The following is a 21,603-nucleotide window of genomic DNA, read 5'->3' as shown; positions in this document are numbered from 1 at the left end:
GGTTAATACAAAAGTAATACTAATTCCTAATCTGCCAACTTTTTTTTGAAAGGGCTATTCAGGGATTAGAAATTGGGCACATTTATGATGTAATAATTAAAAAAACTACCAGTCAACACAATAATATCGCAGGTACCCACTAATTGTTTTTTAAATATTTAAGGTTAAATTTGCGATATCCTTATACTGTATTTGAACAACCTGTAAACAGGTCATTTAAAAGACCATACTATTATTCCATGAAGTATTACCAACTTTTGCCAATTATCTTGATTTGCCTTGCCGCTTGCCATCAGCCCGATCAGTCAGCACAGGAAAATGCCACAGACGTTCCGCTGGCAGCACAAAGTACCGCTGCGTCAGGAACTTCCAATATAATTACCATTACTACTCCCTGTGCTATTTTCTGTACACCGGACAGTACAAAAATTGAAGCCATAGAAAAAACAAATACAGACGAAGCTTTTTATACGCTGGCTGATGACAATCTCAATTACATGGCTGCCGACAAAGAATTGCTGGAAAGCAAAGGCATTAAAATCATAGATGTTACGAATAATAACACTTTACATTTTAAATTGTCGGATGGCACCTCTCATAAAATAGATATGAATGATCCGAAGTATGGCTGGGAAATATTTTTGTTTGACGGAAAAACAATGCCTTTCAGGGCTAATATCAATGATATTCCAGCCAGCCTGAACAGCTATAATATGGAATAGGATCTTAAAAATTAATGATATTTAAAAAGTCCGGTAGCATTTTCATCTACCGGACTTTTTATTTTAATCAATACATCAGGCTCCTTAAGTCCTCTGCTCTCCTTTTATGAATTACCTGCTACACCTGCTTTTATCATGGATTATTATTAGTCCATAAAATTTATAGACTATTATTTGGAAAATAAAATAACCCCACCTATCTTTGCACTACCACTCTAATTAATCACCACCATTAATTAGTTAATTTATACAGAAGAAGGGAGAGTCAGGCTCTGCGAACTTCTAGCAACTTTCCTACCCTGGAATAAGTGCTAACCTGGTAACGATATGTAAAATATAAATTGACTAACCATGAACAACAATCATTACCACCGCAACTGCCACCGATGTTGCATTTACTTCACCCGGCCAGGGAGCGCTTGTTGCTAAAAAGCCTTTCTCCGTTTATTCAGGATGTGTGAGCATGCAGGAATGCTTGTGTCCTATCTATTTGCCATTCCGCATCAGGAATGAACGGAGTAGCTATGGCCACAATCTACTCCCCTGAAAACCAAAGTCATTTAATCCAATTAAAAAATCAACTATGAAAATTAGTAACCGTCTTGCTGTAGCAAGCCTGCTGGCTGCTTCCGTATGGAGTACCGCCGCACTGGCTTCCCCCAAAAAGCCCTTTATAAAAGAAGGTATCTGGCGTGGGGTATTTACCATTAGTGAATCTGAAGTTCCCTTTAATTTTGAATTAAAAGGGAAAGATCCTGAGCATGCTGTATTTACCCTGCTGAACGGATCCCGTCGGGATGAGTTCCATGTAAAGCGCATTGGTGATGATTCACTCTTCATTAAAATGAATACATATGATGCCGCACTGGTAGCCAGGATAGCATCTGATGGAAAAATCACAGGGGAATACCGCAGCCTGGTGCCCAACTTCCGGGGCAATGCATTGCCTTTCACCGCAGAGTATGGCAAGTCTTACCGCTTTGCTGAACCAGGCACAGCCAACCCGCCTGCGTATGACCTGTCTGGTAAATGGGACCTGAAAATATATAGTAAAGAAGCCACTCCAAACAGAATAGGGTTATTAAAACAAAATGGTAATAAGCTCACCGGGGTGATCCTGTCTGTGGTAGGCGACAGCCGTGAACTGGAAGGTACGGTACAGGGAGACGAATTTGTATTATCCGGCTTTACCGGCCCCAGCCCCATCTATATTAAAGGAAAGATTAATGATGATAAATCCCTTTCAGGGGAATTAAGCCTGGGTATTTACAACAATATCAAATTTGATGGTGAAAAAAATGCTGCTGCCGAACTTCCTGATCCCTACAAACTTACCTACCTCAAAGAAGGGTATAAAAAACTTGACTTCACTTTACCCGACCTGAATGGGAATAATGTATCTCTCAGTGATGAAAAGTATCAGGGAAAAGTAGTCATTGTGGAAATCATAGGTACCTGGTGCCCTAACTGTACCGATCAGACCTCCTTCCTGGCGCCCTGGTTTCATAAAAACAAAGACCGTGGCGTAGAAGCCATTGCCATTGGGTTTGAACAAAAGGATGATCTGGAATATGCCCGTTACACCTTGGGTAAACTGAAAGAAAAATACAATATAGAATATGATATTTTGTTTGGCGGTATTGCTGATAAGAAAGTGGCTTCAGAAAAGCTCCCCGCGCTCAACCGTATGATGGCGTTTCCAACCACGATCATTATTGACCGCAAGGGAGAAGTACGTCAGATCCATACGGGCTATACCGGAGAAGTTACCGGCACCTATTATAAAGAATATGTAGCCAAATGGAATAAAGATCTGGATGCGCTGCTGGCAGAACCCATACCTGCAGAAAAAACAGTAGTGGCCAGCAATGGACATTAATGCGAAAGCGCCCCTGATCTGTCTGGTAGTTTCCTTTTTCCAAATCCTGTAAGGCTGTTCCGATAGCCTTACAGGTACTAGCAACACCAACATTCATTCGATAATATTTATATCACCACCAGCTAACAATACCATATATGCAACGCTTAAATTCTCTTGCCCTGATTGCTGTAATATTTGTTTTAATGGCTTTTACCGTTCAGATATCCCGGCAACCAGCTGCACATAAAAGCACCGTTAACAATCCCGCTCCTGCTAAAATCACTACTTTCCTGGTAAACAACCAGCAGAGCAAACTTACGTGGACAGGCAAAAAAGTGACCGGCGAACACTCCGGTAACATCAACATCAACGGAGGTACATTACAGGTAGAAAACAATGCCCTTAAAAGCGGCACCTTTACCCTGGATACCCGCACTATTACCAATACAGATATTACAGACCCGGAAACCAGGAGTAAATTGCTTACCCATCTGAAAAGTGATGACTTTTTCTCCGTAGAAAAATTTCCTGTTGCCGAATTCACTATCACCGGTGTTACTGCAAAAGGTACGGGAAAATACGACGTTGCCGGTAAGCTTACGATTAAAGGTATTACCAACAACATCACTTTTCCGGCAACTATTGCTGTGGCCAACAACAAACTTTCCGCAAAAGCGAATATTAAAATAGACCGTACCAAATACGATATCAAATTCCGTTCAAAAAGCTTTTTTGAGAACCTGGGCGACAAAGTTATCTATGACGATTTTGACCTGGATGTTGTACTGGTAGCAAGCGCACAATAAACACTGTATAAAAACCAACCATTATCTAAGCAGGTTGTTATCATACCCCTGGAGTAACATATCATTCCAGGGGATATGCTAACACATCCGGAATCCCCCTGAAGCAACTTCCATTTTACATCCTGTTTAACAGGCAGGATATACCTGCCCTAAAAGGCTGCAAAGCCTTTAACAGGAATCGTATTGCCTGAACTCATCAACCATTGCTAAGCATGATCATAAGAAGAATGATATTTCTATTGCTGGGTGGCCTATCAATAGCCACACTATTGGCAGGTTTTCAAACAAGCCGGAACAACAATACGCCGGTTACCAAAGCTCAGTTGGGAGAACAATTGTTTTTTGACAACATCCTCTCTAAAGACAAAACGCTCAGCTGTGCCTCCTGTCATTTGCCGCAATATGCTTTTGCAGATACGGTTGCCTTCAGTAAGGGAATTAATGGTACACCCACTACCCGCAACACACCTGCTATTACCAATTTATCCGGCAGGCCTAACTATTTCTGGGATGGCAGGGCAGCTACCCTGGAAGAACAGGCATTACAACCTATCATTTCTCCTGCAGAGATGGGCTTACCTATACAGGAAGCAGTTGACCGGCTCAATGCAGATGTAGTTTACCAGCAAGCTTTCCGGCAGGTATTCAATACCCCCGTTACAGAAAAGAACCTGCTCCAAGCTATTGCAGCATTTGAACGTACCCTGGAAACTGCCAACAGTCCGTATGACAGGTATATCAACGGGGACGATCATGCGATGTCCCCCGAAGCCATCCGGGGCAGGTTATTGTTTATTGGTAAGGCCAACTGTAACAACTGTCATTCCGGTGAAGATTTTACCGCAGACCGCTTTAAAAACATCGGTTTGTATAATGGTAAAAACCTACTGGATGCAGGCAGATTTGATGCCACCAGGGATACTGCACACATGGGCTTTTTTAAGGTACCCGGCTTAAGGAATGTAGCTGTTACAGCACCATACATGCATAATGGCATGTTTAAAACACTCCGGGAAGTGATTGCATATTACAATAAACCGGATGTAGTTGTTCATGATGGCATTAACCGCGACCTGTCACTTAATGCACCACTAAATCTCAGTGAGCAGGAAGTCAGTGATCTGGAAGCATTCCTGGTAGCACTTACAGATGACCGTTTTGTGAAGAGGGTCGCTCATTAAACCCAGGAAACATCAGGCATTGCCAACAAAACATCATTGCTCATAGCTAGCAGCTCTAAAAAAGATACACATGAAACAAAAAATACACCTCCTTTTTTATACGCTATTATTCATCATACCAGCTATTGCACAGGAAAAGGTTATCACCGGTGTGGTAGTATCTGCACGGGACAATACACCACTGGCTGGTGTTTCGATCGTAGTAAAAGGTACGGGGCAGGGAGTAAGCTCCCGTAATGATGGCACCTTCCAATTAAATGCCCCTAAGGATAGTGTGCTTATTTTCTCCTTTATCGGATACCATTCCCAGGAGGTCATTACCGGTAATAACAAAAGACTCTCTGTATCCTTACAGGAAAACAGTAAGGCCCTCAGTGAAGTACAGATTGTGGGGTCTCGCAGTGCTAACCGCACCAAGCTCAATTCTCCGGTACCGGTAGACATTATAGATATCAGGACATTACAGGAAACAGCCCCACAAACCAGTATTACACAGTTATTGCAGTATGTATCACCTTCCTTTCATTCCGTAAATGGTAGCAACGCCGGTGATGCCGGTTCAGCACTCAATCTGGTACAATTAAAAGGGCTGGGAGTAGATCAGTTATTAGTACTGGTAAATGGTAAAAGAAGGCATAAAAGTTCCAATGTAAACTGGGGTGGATTAGGTAATGGCGCTACCGGTTACGATCTGAATGCTATTCCTGCAGGTGCCATAGAGCGTATAGAAATATTAAGGGATGGCGCAGCAGCGCAATACGGTTCTGATGCCATTGCTGGTGTGATCAATATTGTGCTCCGGAAAAAGACAGATGAGCTGACAGTAAGTAGTACTGCCAGTACCCGCCGACGGGGAGATGGATTAAGCACGCGTACCAGCGCCAATTACGGTGTAAAAATCGGAAACAATGGCGGGTACCTGAATACTACTGCAGAATTTGCTACCCAGGCAATATCACTGCAGCCCGGCCGCGATGATGCGGGTCTTTATAACGGACCGATATATGGCGGCGGAGCTAATACCAGGCCTTACGATGCAATCTATACCCGCGAAATAGACGAAGCCATCCTGAAGGCAAGAGGAATAGACCGGCATCATTTTGATCAACGTGGCGGTGGCTCTAATAAAGCTAAAGATGCTTTGCTGTTTTTCAATGCAGTGGTACCAGTTAAAGCAGACTTTGAAATATATGCCTTTGGAGGGATCAGTCATCGTAATTCCCAGTTTACCGCAGTATACCGCTTACCGGGATGGACGGAACGGAATAATTCCTTTCTTTATCCGGACGGCTTTTTACCTGCTATGGACAATGACATTACAGATAAATCGCTGGCCCTTGGCATACGCGGAAAAATTGGCCGCTGGCAGGTAGACCTTTCCAACGTATATGGCAAAAATAATTTTGGTAACGTCATCTCCAATTCATTGAACGCCAGCCTGGGATTAAAGAGTCCCACTACCTTTGACGCCGGAAAGTACAATGCCTCCCAGAACACCGCCAGCCTGGATTTCAGCCGTTACTTCGACAAGACACTTCATGGCGTAAATGTGGCTTTTGGCGGACAATACCGTGTAGAAACGTACCAGATCATTGCAGGAGAAGAGGCTTCCTATATTAAAGCCGACCTGCGTCCCATTTACAAAATAGATACCTCAGCCGCAGGCATTCCCTATCAGTCTGATGCAGGTTTTCTTGCATTGAACGGACTTTCTCCGGGGTCGCAAATCCACGCGGGGTTTCGTCCGGGCAATGAAGTAAATGTAAACCGTGCTATTGTAGCAGGTTATGTGGATATAGAAGCCAATATCACTAAAAACTGGCTGGTATCTGCGGCGGTACGTGCTGAAAACTTTTCAGACTTTGGCAACGTTACCACCGGAAAAATCGCCACCCGGTACAGCTTTGCAAAATGGCTGGGGATCAGAGGAGCAGTCAACTCCGGTTTCCGGGCGCCAGACCTGGCACAGTTCTATTATACGGAAACCTCTACCAGCTTTCAGCAAGGCAGGGCAATTGATCAGGTAACGGCCTCTAATAAAAGTGCAGCTACACGTGCCCTTGGTATTCCGTTGCTCAGGCCGGAAAAGTCGCGTGGCTATACGGCCGGCCTCACTTCCCAGCCAGCTGCCAATGTGGAACTGACCGTTGATGCCTACCTGATAGACATCGACAACCGGGTAGGCAACACCGGCAATTTCTCCGCTACAGATGCTAACCTGCCGGCAGAAGTAAGGAATCTCCTTTTACAAACAGGTACCACACAGGCGAAATTCTTCTACAATGCTTTCAGTACAAGCACCAAAGGAATAGAATTTACCGGCAGTTACAAGATACCCATACGTACCGGTAGTATCCATTTCATCGCCGGAGGTAATTTTGTAAAAAATGAGGTTACCCAGGTCAATACCCCTAAAGAGCTGGAGAAATACCGTTATGTTATTTTCAGTGAAGCAGAAAAGGCCCGGGTAACGACTAACATCCCCCGGCAAAAGATTACGCTCCAGGCATTGTATAACGGACGCCGGTTTAACTACCTGTTACGTACGGTATATTTTGGATCAGTTACGACAGCCACTGCACAGAATGCCACTTTCCCCCAACCTGATTATTACTTTCAAAAACTACATGCCATATGGGTAACGGATATCTCTGCTGGTTACCGCATCACGCCTGAAATACAGGTAACACTAGGCGTAAACAATGTATTTAACGTGCTGGGCGACTATTCCAGTCCGATAATCTCAGGGCTGAGAAATCCGACAGTAGTGGGTATTCAGAATGGCAGCGCCGGCATTCAACCTTTTGCAAGATTATTAGCCCGCTTTTAAACTTATATGAACCATGAAACAAATCAACGATATCATCACCTATCTGCCTGCCAAAACAGGCATCCGTTATAGCAAGCTCTTATTATTCAGCAGTTTATCAGGGCTGTTACTAACAGCCTGTAACAAAAATGAATACCTGGATGTTAATGCAGCAGAAAGGCCGCCACTCAGCGCTAAAGTGAGTTTTGTAAATGCCAGGCCAGTCAATGCCTCCCTGCAGTTTCTCACTTTTACAACAGTGGTAACCACGAAACCTGTTGAGATCAACCAGGCCTCCCCCTATTTGCCTGCTACTTTCGGCAACGTACAGATTAATTTTACGGAGGGCAACAGTACCAGTTATAAAGTATCCCGGCAATTTGGTAATCAGGCCACTTTTTCTGCTTCCGGAGGGCCTAATGGCCCTATACCGGGCTATTATCATTCCGTATTTGCGGCACGCAAAAAAGAGGATCTCTCCCAGGATACCCTGATCCTGTTTTATGATAACCTGGAAGCCCCGGCAGCAGGCAAAACAAAGCTCCGGTTGGTACATCTGGCAGCCGGTATACCTGCCGTCAGTGTCACACAAAAAGGTCCTGAGAAAGATCATCTGCTATTTACCAGCATTGCATATGGCAGTGCCGGAGGCGCCGTACTTTCCGGCGACAAGCTAAATGCCTTTTCCATTGGTCCTTTTTTCTCTATTGATGCAGGGATAACCACCCTGGTGATTAAAAAAGCAGCAGATCAAACGATTATTCCGATTGCCTCAGATGCTTTGTCGCATCTGGATTTACAAGCAGGAAAGATATATACGATCTTTTTGAATACACTTCCTGGCAATAAACAAACAGTAGGCGCTTACGTAATAACACATAATTAAAAAATCAACTTTGCAATCATGAATAGCAGCGCTACTGATAAACGGTGAGCCAGGTATTATTCACTGTTATAGGTTTATAAAATGCAACTAAAAAAGCTCGGCCTATTTTAATATTTTTATCTCCAAATAAGGAGATGAAGTGAACAAACCGATATTAGTAATAAAATTTGGGACTGCTTCCATTACCCGCGAAAACGGGGAATTGGATGAGGGAGTTATGGCGGATATAGCCCGGCAGGTAGCTGCAATACATGCCAACTACCAGGTAGTACTGGTGTCTTCCGGAGCAGTGGCAGCAGGTAAAAAGCTACTGCATCATTACAGCGGAAGTATCAGCGAGCGTAAGGCTGCGGCTGCTATTGGCAATCCTTTATTGTTGAATAAATATTCCCAATATTTTGCGCCCTATGGCATTTCTATTGCGCAAAGCCTGTGCGAGCGCCAGCATTTTTCCAATCGTGATCAGTTTTTGCAGCTCAAGAAGACTTATGAAGAGTTATGGGCCAATAACATTATCCCCATTGCCAATGAAAATGACGTGGTGAGCAGCCTGGAACTGAAATTTTCTGATAATGATGAACTGGCTACCCTCATTGCAGTAGGGTTTGGCGCCTCTCTCCTGCTCTTCAGCACCTCTGTTGCAGGCGTATTAGATAAATCGGGTCAGGTAGTTCCCCAAATAGATGTAATTGATAAAGAGGCCCTGGGCCTGGCAGACAAAGAGAAATCAGCACTGGGCTTAGGCGGTATGGTTTCCAAGCTTACTTTTGCCCGGCTTGCTACCCGTATGGGTATTAAAGTGGTGATCTTCGGTATCCGGACAGCAGATGGTATTTTAAATGCTATTGCAGAAAAGACCGGTACCCTCTGTTTGCCGCAGCCCTGTAGTATGCCCGCCCGTAAGAAATGGCTGGCCAGCGGCAGCCTGGTGACAGGCAGATTGCAGGTGGATGCTGGCGCCAACAATGCCTTGCAAAAACGCCACAGCCTGCTGGCAGTAGGCGTAAAGGCTGTGCTGGAGAAATTTGAGTGCGGAGAGGTATTTGAAATACTCGATGAAGAGAATAATGCCATCGCAGTAGCCAGGGCTAAAATATCCTCCGATACACTTGCTGCCAGCAGCAAGGCCCAGAATGTAGAAGTAGCACATGCAGATGATATCGTGCTGCTCTGATCCCTAACATTTAAATCACAGGTAAATGGAATCCATACAACCTTTATTGGAACAGGCACAACGGGCGTCACAATCCGTAAAGGCACTGCCTGATATACAAAAACAAGCACTGCTGGAAAGACTAGCTGTGATGCTGGCAGCTAATACTACAGCAATTATTGCCGCCAATCAGCAGGACCTTGATCAAATGTCTGATCAGGATCCAAAAAAAGACCGGCTGTTGCTCAATGAGGCCAGAATCCAGGACCTCTGTACCAGCCTCCATGATATTGCCCGACTTCCTGATCCGGCCAACCAGCTGATCCTGGAAAACAAGCTAAAAAACGGCCTACTGGTGCAAAAGAAAACAGTGCCTTTGGGAGTAGTGGGTGTGATCTATGAGTCAAGGCCCAATGTAACGATAGATGTGGCAGCGTTATGTATACGCTCCGGTAATGTATGCGTGCTTCGCGGAGGTACAGATGCATTTTTCACCAATACCTGCCTGGTCGGTATTATACAGGAGGCGCTGAAGGAATTTAATGTATCCGTGCATGCTGTGCAGCTACTGCCACCCGACCGGAGCCTGATTGCAGAAATGCTGACCGCTGTAAAATATATTGACATTATCATTCCCAGAGGGTCGCAGCAGTTAATAGAGTATGTACGCGAAAACTCCAGGGTACCTGTTATTGAAACCGGTGCTGGTGTTTGTCATACCTATGTGGAAAAAACAGCCAATCTTCAGCAGGCAGCGGCCATTGTCACCAATGCCAAGGTATCACGCCCTTCTGTATGCAATGCCTTAGATACGGTATTGGTAGATGCGCCGGTAGCCAATGATTTTCTGCCGCTACTGGTACCTGCTTTATCGGCCTACCAGGTAGAAATATACGCAGACCCTGTTGCATTTGATATCCTGGAAAAAGCGGCTTATCCTTACCTGTTTAAAGCCACGCCGGAAGACTTTGGCCGGGAATTCCTCGATTTCAAATGCTCCGTTAAAATAGTAGCGGATGCAGATACCGCTTTAGAACATATACGGGTATTTTCTTCCAAACATTCGGAAGCCATTATATCAGAAAACACCGCTATCAGTGAACGTTTTTTACAGGAAGTAGATGCTGCAGCCGTGTACGTGAATGCGTCTACGCGCTTTACCGACGGTGGTGTATTCGGGCTGGGAGCTGAGATAGGGATTTCTACACAAAAACTACATGCCAGAGGGCCTTTTGCGCTGGAAAAATTAGTAACGGAAAAATGGTTCATTCATGGAAACGGGCAGGTGAGATAACAGCAGGAATATCCTTCAATTCAAGCAGGATAAATTCCTCTCCATCCGTATTTCCCGTTTCCAGCTGCTGCCAGCCATTTTGCCGGTAAAAGGCCAGTGCAGCTTCATTCCGTACCAAACATTTCAACCGGTAAGGCAGGGGAAGCCAGGCCAGCAAGCTGTTTATCAACCGCTGTCCTATCCCCTGCCGCTGATATGCCGGCAGTATAAACAGGTGGTGAATAAAACAGGCATTCACCCAAACAGCTATAAAACCAACCACCTCCCCGGTAGGGCTCGCTGCCAGGAACACCCGCTCTCCTTCCGTTTGCGCACTAAAATCTGACAGAGAAAAACTACCTGGATCCATCCAGTCAAAAGTACTTTGGCGGGCAACCAGAAATATATTGGCCAGCACCGGGCTGTCGGCAGGGGTCGCTTCGCGGATAATTATCTCTCCGGCATGCTTCATTCGTCTTCTTGCTTTGATGTAAAGTAGGAATATAATGAATATTTTTGCAGATGTTATCATACCGCAGACAGCTACAATATTAAATAAATGAGTAAACCCACCGGCATAGTCTATGTTTTATTAGTGATAAATGCGCTGCTGTTTTTAGCCCTTTCTATCCTGCATATTTACTGGGCATTTGGAGGCAAATGGGCGATGGCCAATGCAGTGCCTCAAAAAGCAGGAAAGGACCAGAAAGCCTTTATACCAGGCAAGGGAGCTACCCTCCTGGTAGCAGCAGGATTACTGGGGTTTGCCCTACTCCATGCAGCCCACCTCTTTACCATTGATCAACTACTGCTCCGCAATATTTCCCGGTACGGACTTCTTGTTGTTGGATGCATCTTTTTACTCCGGGTTATTGGCGATTTCAACTATGTTGGTTTAACCAAAAGCGTCCGTTATACTGCGTTTGCCAGACTGGATAACAATGTTTACATCCCATTATGTGCTTACCTGAGTATCTCCAGCCTGTTTTGTTACTGGTGCTTATTCTGCTAAACCCCTTTTTTCCATTTTGACGTAATGCCGCTGCATAACTGTCGTATATACATATACCGGGCACTTTTTTCATCAAGACAACTAGAATTGCATCGCACTGCATTCAAGCCCTTATCCCGCTATAAATCCATGATCATTTTATGCCGCAAAAGCTTGGCTTTCCGCAGCATTTTTTGTACTTTTACACCCTATTTCAATGTCCATTTCCGGACATCATTTTTCATCAAAAAAAGCCTGGTTTCCTGACGCTCCACATCATCTTTCCGACGCTTTTTCACCACCTGATTTAACAGGAAAAAAGTATTCATTTAATGAGAATGAGGGTCCTTTTTATTGCCATGGATCAGCTATCCATTGGGGAACCAGGCAGCAATTACTATGGAAGAAAAAGTTGTGAAGCCCACCTTCAGGGAAGCCTTTATGTTTTGGTGCAGATTAGGCTGGATTAGTTTTGGTGGTACTACAGGACATATTGCCATTATGCATGATTTTTTAGTGGATCAGAAAAAATGGATCAGCAACAGCAAGTTTCTCCATGCCCTGAATCACTGCATGGTACTGCCTGGCCCGGAAGCACAACAATTAGCCATTTATATCGGATGGAAATTACATGGCAAAAAGGGAGGTATTACAGCAGGTACCTTATTTGTGCTCCCCTCCATGTTTATCTTACTTGCCTTAAGCATGATATATGTACTTTATGGGAATATCCCCTGGGTACTTGCTATGTTCAGTGGTATGAAACCCGCTGTTATTGCCATCATATTGATTGCCACTTATAAAGTGGGGCAAAAGGCGCTGCATGGGGTGCTTCATTATTTTGTGGCCGCTATGGCATTTGTTGCTACCTACTTTTTCCATCTCTCCATGATTCCGATTATTGCCGGCACTATCACGCTTGCTATCATCATCAGATATCTCCATCCATCCCTTTTGCATGTAAAAAACAAACATATTCAGGAGGATAAAAACGAACACCTGTATTACCTCAATAAACATTCGTCAGATGCCGGTCATGTCTTTAAAACAAAGACCGTATTAAAACAATTAGGTGTTTTTGTGCTGATCTGGCTGCTCCCGTTTGGCCTGTTTATACTCTTCCTAACAGACTTCCATTTCTGGAGGGATATGGGCCTGTTCTTTACGCAGACCGCCTTTGTAACTATAGGTGGGTCCTACACTGTCATTCCCTATGTGGCGCAGTTCAGTGTGACTAAATTGCAATGGCTAAGCAAGGTACAGATGATTGATGGCTTTGCATTGGCGGAAACGACACCAGGCCCCCTGATCATTGTTCTGTCCTATGTAGGTTTCATGGCCGGATACAATCATTTTAATGAATCACTCCTAATGGGTACTGCTGGTTTGCTCGCTACTACCTATTTTACTTTTCTACCCAGCTTCATGTTCATTTTTGTTGGAGCACCATTTATAGAGAAAACGCAGGGAAAGCTGACCATTGAAAGCATATTGTCTTTAGTAACGGCTACCGTAGTAGGCGTTATCATGAATCTGACATTTTACCTTGGAAAAGATATCCTGTTTCCACACGGCGTAGCCCTTTCCAAACTGGACCTGATAGCGTTGATATGGGTTATTATTTCGCTGGTATTAATCCAACGATTTAAAATCAATATTTTGCTGCTCATACTGCTTAGCATCGTATATGGCCTGGTACACCATTTTCTTATCTAAAGCCTTACATAAGTAGCAATTTGTGCTATATGAAAAGTAGTGCGTACACTTCCTGCCCCCGAAACAAACTGGTTCAGGTATCCGCCTTCCACATCAAACTTGGGGCTGAACCGGTAGCCTAAAGCCAGATAAGCCCGGTTTTGATCAAAAGCTTTACCATTTGTCCGGGTAGGGTCTCCAAAATTGAGGAACAATTCATTCTGTACCGCTGCGAAGGCTCCTTTTTCGAATGTTTTAGCGCCATCAGCAGGAATTATTCCCCTTAAAAAGTAGCGGAAGCGGTTGGCCAGTTCAAATCCGTCATTCTGTAATCCGTTGCCATGCACAACACTTTTAGGCATAAAACGCTGTTCTACCCTGAACCGGTGCTGCAATGGGACAAAAGCTACCTTATGGTTGATGATAAACTGCTCCCATATACGATGCTCCGACAGGTAATCATAATCGATCTGGTTGGCCGTATTTGAATAAATGGAGCGTAAATTTACCCAGGCGTAGCCTACGGTAGCAATCATATTTCCACTTAAATGGTAATTGATGCCGGGACGTACGATAAATGTCTGAAAAGCTTCGAACTTATCAGCAGAACGTACCGCTGCATCCAGATGCACGCTGAATTTGGAAGAAGGAATACGGAAAGTATTAAATGCAGCAAACCAGCCCGCAGATTGTTGCTGTTGCGCATATACCTTCAGCATGGTAAAAAGGAAAATACCGGTAGTCAATATATATTGCCTCATAAAGATCATTTCTTTTTATACTGGTCCAAAAATAAAGACCAGCCCGCACTATTCAAATAAATAATGCAAAATTTCACTTGCCAGTCCCTGCTGAGGAAATCCGACAAAGCAACCACACTGCAATCAGTAAGCAGCAATTATATAAAAACGGGGAATCATTTTTTAGCTCGCGGATTGGGCATGTAATAAAAATGCCCGTCCTCTGCTCCCACCAGCAGGTCTCGAATACCATCCTTGTTCCAGTCTACAGTAGTAGGACTGGTGTCATGACCGGCCAATTCAATGGCTGATACAGGTTTGGCATTCGTATTAATTTGCACCATCCCATCTGTTATCCCGGTATTTCTCAACACATTTACGTTCAAACTATTTACCAGGATATCAGGTCTTCCATCCCCATCCCAATCCGCAATGGTGAACTTCCTTCTGCCGCTGGCACCAAACGGTCTTGTATTTAACCTGAGTGTATCCGGTGTTGTTACAGTAGGCCAGTGATTGGGGTCAAAGCCGCCAATTTCACTGCCATAGAATATTCTTTTACCTGGTTTTAATATTTTTTCCTTTCCTTTTTTAAAGCCTTCAAAATAGGCCAGGTAGCCATCATGATCCAGCATAACAAGGTCCATGACACCATCCTTATTCCAGTCAATCGCATGGGGTGTAGTTCTCCATTCCGTAGCCAGCATTCCAGGCATCGGTTTCCACCACATCCAGGATGGTTTGGGGATAGCAGCATTGCCCCAGTCTACTTTAACATATGCTTGTTTGGCCAATTTTGGTGCACGTTTGCTACCGGTGTTTTTAAACCACACCACCTGTCCCCAAATAGAGTTTACGATCACATCCTTTAGGCCATCGCCATCCCAATCTGCCACGGATAATGTTGTATATCCCCATTTAGCCTCTGCCGGGCCCTGTATGGAGCCATTATTGCCAGCCTGGATCCTGATAACCTTTCCTTCACTTTCCAGTAATTTTGGCGCGGCCCATTTGGGTGTTGCTCCGTTTCCACCCAGGTTCTCAATAAAAGCAATGTATCCGGCAGAATTCCCGGTGATAAGATCTTCATCCCCATCACCGTCCCAGTCTACGCTTACCGGAGTAGCCAGCGCTCCAAACTTTACATTATCTGCCTCCTGCTTAAAATATACCGGCGACTCAAATACCGGCATTCCCTGCTTAAACTTACCAGTATGTCTGATGAGTGCTACTCTCCCATCTTCATCTCCTACCACCAGATCAGTAAAACCATCCTTATCCCAGTCTACCGCCACCGGAACAATCATTTCCAGGTCCATCTTAATAATTCCAGATGCGTTTTCCAACAGCCTGCCTTTAGCATATACAGGTTTACTGCGGGTACCTATATTCTCGAAGTAAGTGAACTTATCCAGAAACTCTCCGCAAATAAGGTCCAGGTCACCATCTCCATCAAAATCTGCAAAGTTCGGGGAGGGGGCACCGTATACATCAATATCCTCACCGGCTGCCTGTATTTTCTTTTTAGGGAGATACTTTCCATCTTTATTTTCAATCAGGAAAACATACCCATGCAATGGACCATTTGTCCATTGCCCTTCACTATTATATGCATTATCCCAACCGTAATCAGACCAATCATCAATTCCTATAATAATATCTTCATCCCCATCATTATCATAGTCTACCAGTTTCCATTGATTAAAGCGTGGTTTCTTCTTTAATCCTTCCAATACAGCATCAACAGCCAGCAATTGTTTTTCTTCTTCTCCAAAAGTGGTGGTAAAGTTGATGATTTCAGCACCTGGCACCAATATCCTGGCTTTACCATTTACATAAGATACCTGCGCATCCTTCAGCGATTTCCCCAATCTTACAGGAGGTGCAAATACCGGATTTTTATCTCCGCTTTTATTTTCAAAAAAGTAAACACCGTTGAATGGTTTATCCGGACAGGAAACCAGCAGATCCATATCACCATCATTATCAAAATCCATAGGAATAGGCCAGGCCCAAAGCCCAACACCTAAATCTACGACAAGGCCAGGATGATTATATTTAAGAATCTGCAGCTCCGGGTTAGCAGGCTGTGCCATCACAAGTGTCCGTTTGCAGATAATTGTTGCCACCATCATGCAGCAGATAGCCAGTGTTTTACTATAAACATGGGTCATTATAACGTAGCATTTGTTTTTTAAATAGATAACATACTTTTTAGTGCGGTATACTTTTCTCTCAGTGCATCCACCTGCTGCTTAACCTCACTGGTAAATCTATTCGCCTTACCAGTCCTCGCAAATGTAGAAATTTTTAATCCACCTTGCTGCAAATAATACTTAGCCGACATAGGATAGATATGGTGCATCGATGGTGCCTCCGTAATGAAAAACTGCTGGGCTTTATTTACTTCCTCCGCTAAACGGGCGTTATTATAATTTTTACAAAGCCATACTGTGAGCTCCGGGAAAAAATTACCCTCAATGGGAGATAATCCTGCGGACCCTGCCTTTAATGATGCCACCGCATGCGCCATATACACATCATACAGACCAAAATCTTTATGCGTAGCACAAACCTTATTCTTCGCCTTGATGGCATCCAGGTCCAGGCTGGTATCCTTATGATAAATGATTCTTCCGGTATCAACAAAACGGCCCAATTGTTCAGCAGAAAGTACTCTTTTATAAGGCACCGGGCATTCATAAAAGCCCAATGGAATTTGCCCGGTCAGTTCCAGCAAACGAAAGATATTCCGGTCCAATACTTCATCTGATTCATTCTTTTGGGCCAGGATACCTGTTATCATGATTACTGCAGCGACCCCTTTATCATACATCCGTTTCATGAATCCAGCCTGTTCTTCAGGCGGGCTTTTAAAAGTACCGGTAGCCACTACCGTTACCCTGCCATTCACCACTTTAACAACATGTTCTACCAGCTGTAATCTTTCTTCACTGGTCAGGTTATACATTTCACTGGACAGACAATTGGCAAACAATCCGGATGCACCCGATGCCAGATAATATTCTGTTAATTCCGTAAGTCCGTCAAAATCTATTGCTCCATTATCCTTAAATGGTGTCAGCATTACCGGGATAAATCCCTTTCCTTTTTCGATCATGGATATAGCTCATATTTATCTCCTACGAAGTTATCAGCTAACAGGCCGTTTTTTTTATACCATTTTGACCACACATTGTACGATGTTATCGGAGAATCCTCACATGAAGATAAATTTCGTTTTCCCCCGCCGGAGAATATTCCCGAGCTGGCCATAGACATTCACAGAAAATTCTCCCACCACTACCCATAAATATTTTATTACTTTTAGCGCATCCCGATGCGGGCCCAACAACTGACAAACTATGAAACTGAAACCATTATTAATTGCAATACCGCTATTGGCTGGTCTTGCAGTAAAAGCAACGGAACCACCACAGCAAGTAGATATTTGTGTATATGGTGGTACTTCTGCAGGTGTCATCGCCGCCTATACTGCCAAAAAACTGCATAAGACGGTGTTACTCATCTCGCCCGACAAACAGCTTGGGGGCCTTACCACCGGAGGACTGGGATATACCGATATTGGTAATAAATCTGCCATCACCGGTATTTCCAGGGATTTTTACCGGAAGATAGGTACCCACTACGGGCGCTTCGAACAGTGGATTTTTGAACCACATGTGGCTACGCAAACCTTTGATCAGTATATCAAAGCTGCCGGTCTGCCAATAATGTACGGGTACCAGCTGGATAAGGTGGAAAAAAACAACGGCGCAATTACCTCCATAACATTAACTGGAAAGCACACACGCATTATCCGCGCAAAAATGTTCATCGATTGCTCTTATGAAGGAGATTTGATGGCGAAAGCCGGTGTAGAATATACAGTAGGCCGTGAAGCCAATAGCTTATATAACGAAACTTACAATGGCGTACAACTGAAAGATAAACACCAGTTCCCCGATGGTATTGACCCTTACAAAGTACCTGGTAAGCCAGAGAGTGGGCTGCTCTGGGGTATCAGTCCGGCAAAACTGGATGAGCAGGGTGCAGGCGACAAAAAGTTGCAATCCTACAACTTCCGGATCTGTCTGTCTAATGTACCGGAAAACAGCATCCCCATTACCCGGCCTACAGACTACCAGCCAGAGCGGTATGAGTTACTTATCCGGGTGCTGGAGAAGATCCATGCGAAAAACCTGAATGCCATCCTGAAAATAGATCATATGCCCAATGGCAAAACAGATATCAACAATAATGGCGCTTTCTCCACGGATATGATAGGTGAGAATTATGACTACCCGGATGGGGATGCCGCTACACGGAAGCAGATTATCCAGCGTCACGAAAGTTACACAAAAGGGTTGTTGTACTTCATTGGTCATGATCCCCGCGTACCGGAACATCTCCGTAAGGAAATGCTGCAATGGGGTTATCCAAAGGATGAATATACCGCTAACGGACACTGGTCACCACAGCTATATGTACGGGAAGTACGCCGCATGGTAGGCGCATATGTGATGACGCAGGCCAACTGTGAAGGCAAGGAAAAAGTGACTGATGGCATAGGTATGGCAGCATATACGATGGACTCTCACAACTGTCAGCGTTTAGTCGTAAATGGTATGGTTAAAAATGAAGGAGACGTACAAATCGGAGGCTTTGGGCCATATCCGGTTTCCTATCGCGCTATCATACCTAAAAAGGAACAATGCAGCAACCTCCTGGTACCGGTTTGCCTGTCGGCCTCGCATATCGCCTATGGCTCTATCCGTATGGAACCTGTTTTCATGGTGCTGGCGCAGTCTGCCGCCACCGCTGCTACGGTAGCCATCAATGACGGTGCTACGGTACAGCAGACTGATGTGGCCAAAGTGCAGCGGATGTTAGCGGAAAACCCGCTTGCAGATAACAGTACTCCCGAGATCCTGGTAGATGACAACGACCCCACACGGGTAACCATAACAGGAGATTGGCAGACGGAACGCCACGGTGGCTATGGCCCTTCTATGCTGGTGGACCATAGCGGCGGTGAAAAGCGTGTACACTATGCACCGGAAATAAAGAAAGCAGGCAGGTACAAAGTATATACTTACGTACCGCGTGTACAAGGCCAGGCCCCACATACGGCAGTAACCATTTATGACGGGAAAACATCTCATGATACCAGTATTGATGCGGGTAGTATTAAAGTAGAAGGGCAAACCTCCGGAGAATGGGTACAGCTGGGTACTTATGAGCTGACAGCTGGAGCCTGGGTAGAATTTCGCACGGGTAAATCACCTGGCACCGTAGTGGCAGATGCGGTATTGTTTGTACCGGTAACACGGAATTAAGAAAAAAGATGTTTCTCGTAATTATACCAGCACGGGAAACATCCTTTTTTTCAACGATCCCCCGGAATTTATAATCTTCAGCAGGATTTTGCTACTTTAGCAACAGGGGTTTTCCGGCATGCATGCGCAATCATACGACGATAAAGAATTATTTCAGGCCATCTCTGAAGGAGATGAAACCGCTTTCCGGCGGCTCTTTCATAAATATGTGCCTCAACTCCGTGCACTAGCTCTGCATATCACTAAAACAGCTGCTGTTACCGAAGATATTATCCAGGAAACATTTCTGCGGCTATGGATCAGCCGCGACAAACTGCCCGAAATAGCCCAACCACGATCCTGGCTACTCCGTATCGTTTTCTACCAGTCATTTACCTATCTGAGGAAACAGGCAGTCCATCATAAAGCGATGGATACTCTGACACCCACCGAACCGGCCTTCAGTATAGAAGAGAACATGGTCTTTACTTCCATGATTAAACAGGTAGCTATTGCCGTTGCCCAACTTCCACCACGGGCAAAACAAATATACCTGCTCAGCAGGGAAAAGGGCCTGAAGATACCTGAGATCGCCACGGAACTGTCTCTCTCCTCCAATACCGTTAAAAACTCCCTGGTACGGTCATTACAGTTCATCCGCAAGCAACTGGAAGCTGCAGGTCACCTGATACCCGCCCTGATACTGTGGTTGCTGAAGCTATAATTTTTTTTTTAGTCCAATAGGTCCTAAATAATTGTTGGCGCGTCTGTATGTATAGAGGGGACCTTTTCACGTTATAAAATACTACGTCCACGTTCGAAAAACTATAAAAAACAACCAAATTGTTTATCCAGGACCGTCTTACGTACCTGCTCCGGCAGGCATTGAACCACTCCGCTACTGACACTGAGTTGCAGGAATTATCCAACCTGGTCAAAGAAGACCAGACAGGTGATATTTCCCGGCAACTGGAAGAGCTGTTAATGGAAGAACTTTCCACAACACCCACCAGCGCCTATGACAGCGAATATTGGGATGATATTGCAGGAAAGATACTGTCATCAGATCATGTGGAGGTAACGCCCCAGGCACCAGCTGCTCCTGTTATCCGGCGTTTCAGTTTACGGTGGATACCAGCAGCTGCCGCGGTATTACTGCTTTTATCAGCCGGATTATATTGGCTCTTACGCTCTGCGGAGCCATCACCCATGGTTACCACCACCACAGCGGCTATCGAAAACGACGTTGCGCCAGGTAGTAACAAAGCAGTACTTATATTGGCAGATGGTACACAGCTACCACTCGATAGCGCCGGTAGTGAGCTACTCACGCAGCAAGGCAATACCCGGATCAGCCGGCCCACAGGCGGGCAACTGATGTACTCCGCACTCCCTGGTGCGCGCCCCTTGAGCACTGCACCATCTTATAACACCTTACGGACGCCAAGAGGCGGGCAATTCCAGGTAACCCTGCCAGATGGCACCAAAGTATGGCTGAATGCAGCCAGCTCCCTGACATACCCCGTTGCCTTTAATGGCCCTATCAGGCAGGTACAGCTTACCGGAGAGGCCTATTTTGAAGTGGCACAACATGCTGACATGCCTTTTAAAGTAAAGGTGCAGACCGGAGCTGATAGCCTGGAGGTGTTAGTGTTAGGTACGCAATTTAATATCATGGCCTACGAAGATGAAGCCACCGTAAATACCACACTGCTGCAGGGTGCTGTGAAAGTAAACAGCAACAATAACAGTAAACAGCTGTCGCCCGGACAAGGGGCTTACCTGAACAAACAGGATCATATACTGTCTGTCATACCACATGTAAATACAGAAGAAGCAGTAGCCTGGAAGAATGGATTCTTACAACTCGAAGGGAATGACATTGCAGCTACCATGCGCCTGATAGCACGCTGGTACAACATGGAGGTGGTGTACAAAGCTCCTGTTGCTGTACATTTCCGCGGCCTCATACCGAGGAACGTACCAATATCAAAAGTGTTGAAAATGATGGAAATGACAGGGGAAGTACATTTCGAAATCAGGGGAAAACAGATCATCGTATCGCCCTGAGTTTTTACCTATACATCTAAAAAAACTGATACTATGAGTCCTTAAATTCCACTTATCTCTTTACACATACAGGACTAAAAAAACCGGAAGCGTTTGCA

At 44.8% G+C, this 21,603-nt stretch carries 17 protein-coding genes and 1 riboswitch; of the genes, 13 read left to right on the top strand and 4 right to left on the bottom strand.

Annotated elements, in window-relative coordinates:
* The first annotated feature begins 239 nt into the window (after window positions 1-239).
* The 8 genes from ABR189_RS03225 to ABR189_RS03190 all read left to right on the top strand — a co-directional run bounded on the left by ABR189_RS03225 (window position 240) and on the right by ABR189_RS03190 (window position 10,712).
* On the top strand, window positions 240-722 hold the full coding sequence (locus ABR189_RS03225; protein ID WP_354659004.1) for a hypothetical protein: 483 nt from the start codon (window positions 240-242) through the stop codon (window positions 720-722).
* A gap of 242 nt (window positions 723-964) precedes the next feature.
* Window positions 965-1,065: riboswitch (SAM riboswitch) on the top strand.
* A gap of 240 nt (window positions 1,066-1,305) precedes the next feature.
* Window positions 1,306-2,601, top strand: coding sequence for a peroxiredoxin family protein (locus ABR189_RS03220; protein ID WP_354659003.1), 1,296 nt, complete (start codon window positions 1,306-1,308; stop codon window positions 2,599-2,601).
* Between the two features lie 137 nt (window positions 2,602-2,738).
* Window positions 2,739-3,389: a YceI family protein gene (locus tag ABR189_RS03215; RefSeq protein ID WP_354659002.1), complete on the top strand. Its 651-nt coding sequence runs from the start codon at window positions 2,739-2,741 to the stop codon at window positions 3,387-3,389.
* Window positions 3,390-3,601: 212 nt separating this feature from the next.
* Window positions 3,602-4,570 carry a cytochrome-c peroxidase gene (locus ABR189_RS03210; RefSeq protein ID WP_354659001.1) on the top strand — a complete coding sequence of 323 codons (969 nt, stop codon included), beginning with the start codon at window positions 3,602-3,604 and terminating at the stop codon, window positions 4,568-4,570.
* A 70-nt stretch (window positions 4,571-4,640) separates the two neighbouring features.
* Window positions 4,641-7,400, top strand: coding sequence for a TonB-dependent receptor (locus ABR189_RS03205; RefSeq protein ID WP_354659000.1), 2,760 nt, complete (start codon window positions 4,641-4,643; stop codon window positions 7,398-7,400).
* Between the two features lie 13 nt (window positions 7,401-7,413).
* Window positions 7,414-8,265 (top strand): DUF4397 domain-containing protein, encoded by an 852-nt coding sequence (locus ABR189_RS03200; RefSeq protein WP_354658999.1) that lies wholly within the window; start codon window positions 7,414-7,416, stop codon window positions 8,263-8,265.
* 139 nt (window positions 8,266-8,404) lie between these two features.
* Complete coding sequence (proB, locus tag ABR189_RS03195; RefSeq protein WP_354658998.1) at window positions 8,405-9,439, top strand: glutamate 5-kinase; 1,035 nt, start codon at window positions 8,405-8,407, stop codon at window positions 9,437-9,439.
* Between the two features lie 25 nt (window positions 9,440-9,464).
* Window positions 9,465-10,712, top strand: a complete 1,248-nt coding sequence (locus tag ABR189_RS03190; protein ID WP_354658997.1) for a glutamate-5-semialdehyde dehydrogenase — start codon at window positions 9,465-9,467, stop codon at window positions 10,710-10,712.
* Here ABR189_RS03190 and ABR189_RS03185 read toward each other — a convergent pair.
* Window positions 10,684-11,163, bottom strand: coding sequence for a GNAT family N-acetyltransferase (locus ABR189_RS03185; protein ID WP_354658996.1), 480 nt, complete (start codon window positions 11,161-11,163; stop codon window positions 10,684-10,686). The two genes, ABR189_RS03190 and ABR189_RS03185, sit on opposite strands and share 29 nt — an antisense overlap.
* An 87-nt stretch (window positions 11,164-11,250) precedes the next feature.
* On the opposite strand from ABR189_RS03185, the gene ABR189_RS03180 reads away from it, so the two are divergent.
* On the top strand, window positions 11,251-11,703 hold the full coding sequence (locus tag ABR189_RS03180; RefSeq protein ID WP_354658995.1) for a DUF3995 domain-containing protein: 453 nt from the start codon (window positions 11,251-11,253) through the stop codon (window positions 11,701-11,703).
* A 378-nt stretch (window positions 11,704-12,081) separates the two neighbouring features.
* Complete coding sequence (chrA, locus tag ABR189_RS03175; protein WP_354658994.1) at window positions 12,082-13,398, top strand: chromate efflux transporter; 1,317 nt, start codon at window positions 12,082-12,084, stop codon at window positions 13,396-13,398.
* On the opposite strand, the gene ABR189_RS03170 is transcribed toward chrA, so the two are convergent.
* The 3 genes from ABR189_RS03170 to ABR189_RS03160 form a co-directional block, all read right to left on the bottom strand.
* Window positions 13,395-14,138, bottom strand: coding sequence for a DUF2490 domain-containing protein (locus ABR189_RS03170; protein WP_354658993.1), 744 nt, complete (start codon window positions 14,136-14,138; stop codon window positions 13,395-13,397). The two genes, chrA and ABR189_RS03170, sit on opposite strands and share 4 nt — an antisense overlap.
* 155 nt (window positions 14,139-14,293) lie before the next feature.
* Window positions 14,294-16,291 (bottom strand): FG-GAP repeat domain-containing protein, encoded by a 1,998-nt coding sequence (locus ABR189_RS03165; protein ID WP_354658992.1) that lies wholly within the window; start codon window positions 16,289-16,291, stop codon window positions 14,294-14,296.
* A gap of 20 nt (window positions 16,292-16,311) precedes the next feature.
* Window positions 16,312-17,238 carry a dihydrodipicolinate synthase family protein gene (locus ABR189_RS03160; protein WP_354658991.1) on the bottom strand — a complete coding sequence of 309 codons (927 nt, stop codon included), beginning with the start codon at window positions 17,236-17,238 and terminating at the stop codon, window positions 16,312-16,314.
* A gap of 244 nt (window positions 17,239-17,482) precedes the next feature.
* Here ABR189_RS03160 and ABR189_RS03155 point away from each other — a divergent pair, with 244 nt between their 5' ends.
* The 3 genes from ABR189_RS03155 to ABR189_RS03145 all read left to right on the top strand — a co-directional run bounded on the left by ABR189_RS03155 (window position 17,483) and on the right by ABR189_RS03145 (window position 21,505).
* Complete coding sequence (locus tag ABR189_RS03155) at window positions 17,483-19,456, top strand: FAD-dependent oxidoreductase (RefSeq protein WP_354658990.1); 1,974 nt, start codon at window positions 17,483-17,485, stop codon at window positions 19,454-19,456.
* 118 nt (window positions 19,457-19,574) lie between these two features.
* Complete coding sequence (locus ABR189_RS03150; protein ID WP_354658989.1) at window positions 19,575-20,159, top strand: RNA polymerase sigma factor; 585 nt, start codon at window positions 19,575-19,577, stop codon at window positions 20,157-20,159.
* 119 nt (window positions 20,160-20,278) lie between these two features.
* Window positions 20,279-21,505, top strand: a complete 1,227-nt coding sequence (locus tag ABR189_RS03145; RefSeq protein WP_354658988.1) for a FecR family protein — start codon at window positions 20,279-20,281, stop codon at window positions 21,503-21,505.
* Window positions 21,506-21,603: the final 98 nt, after the last annotated feature.

Origin of the sequence: Chitinophaga sp. H8 (assembly GCF_040567655.1) — a bacterium.
Lineage (GTDB): Bacteria > Bacteroidota > Bacteroidia > Chitinophagales > Chitinophagaceae > Chitinophaga > Chitinophaga defluvii.
Note: the sequence above shows the minus strand (reverse complement) of the source record. Positions and strands in the feature narration are given on the sequence as shown.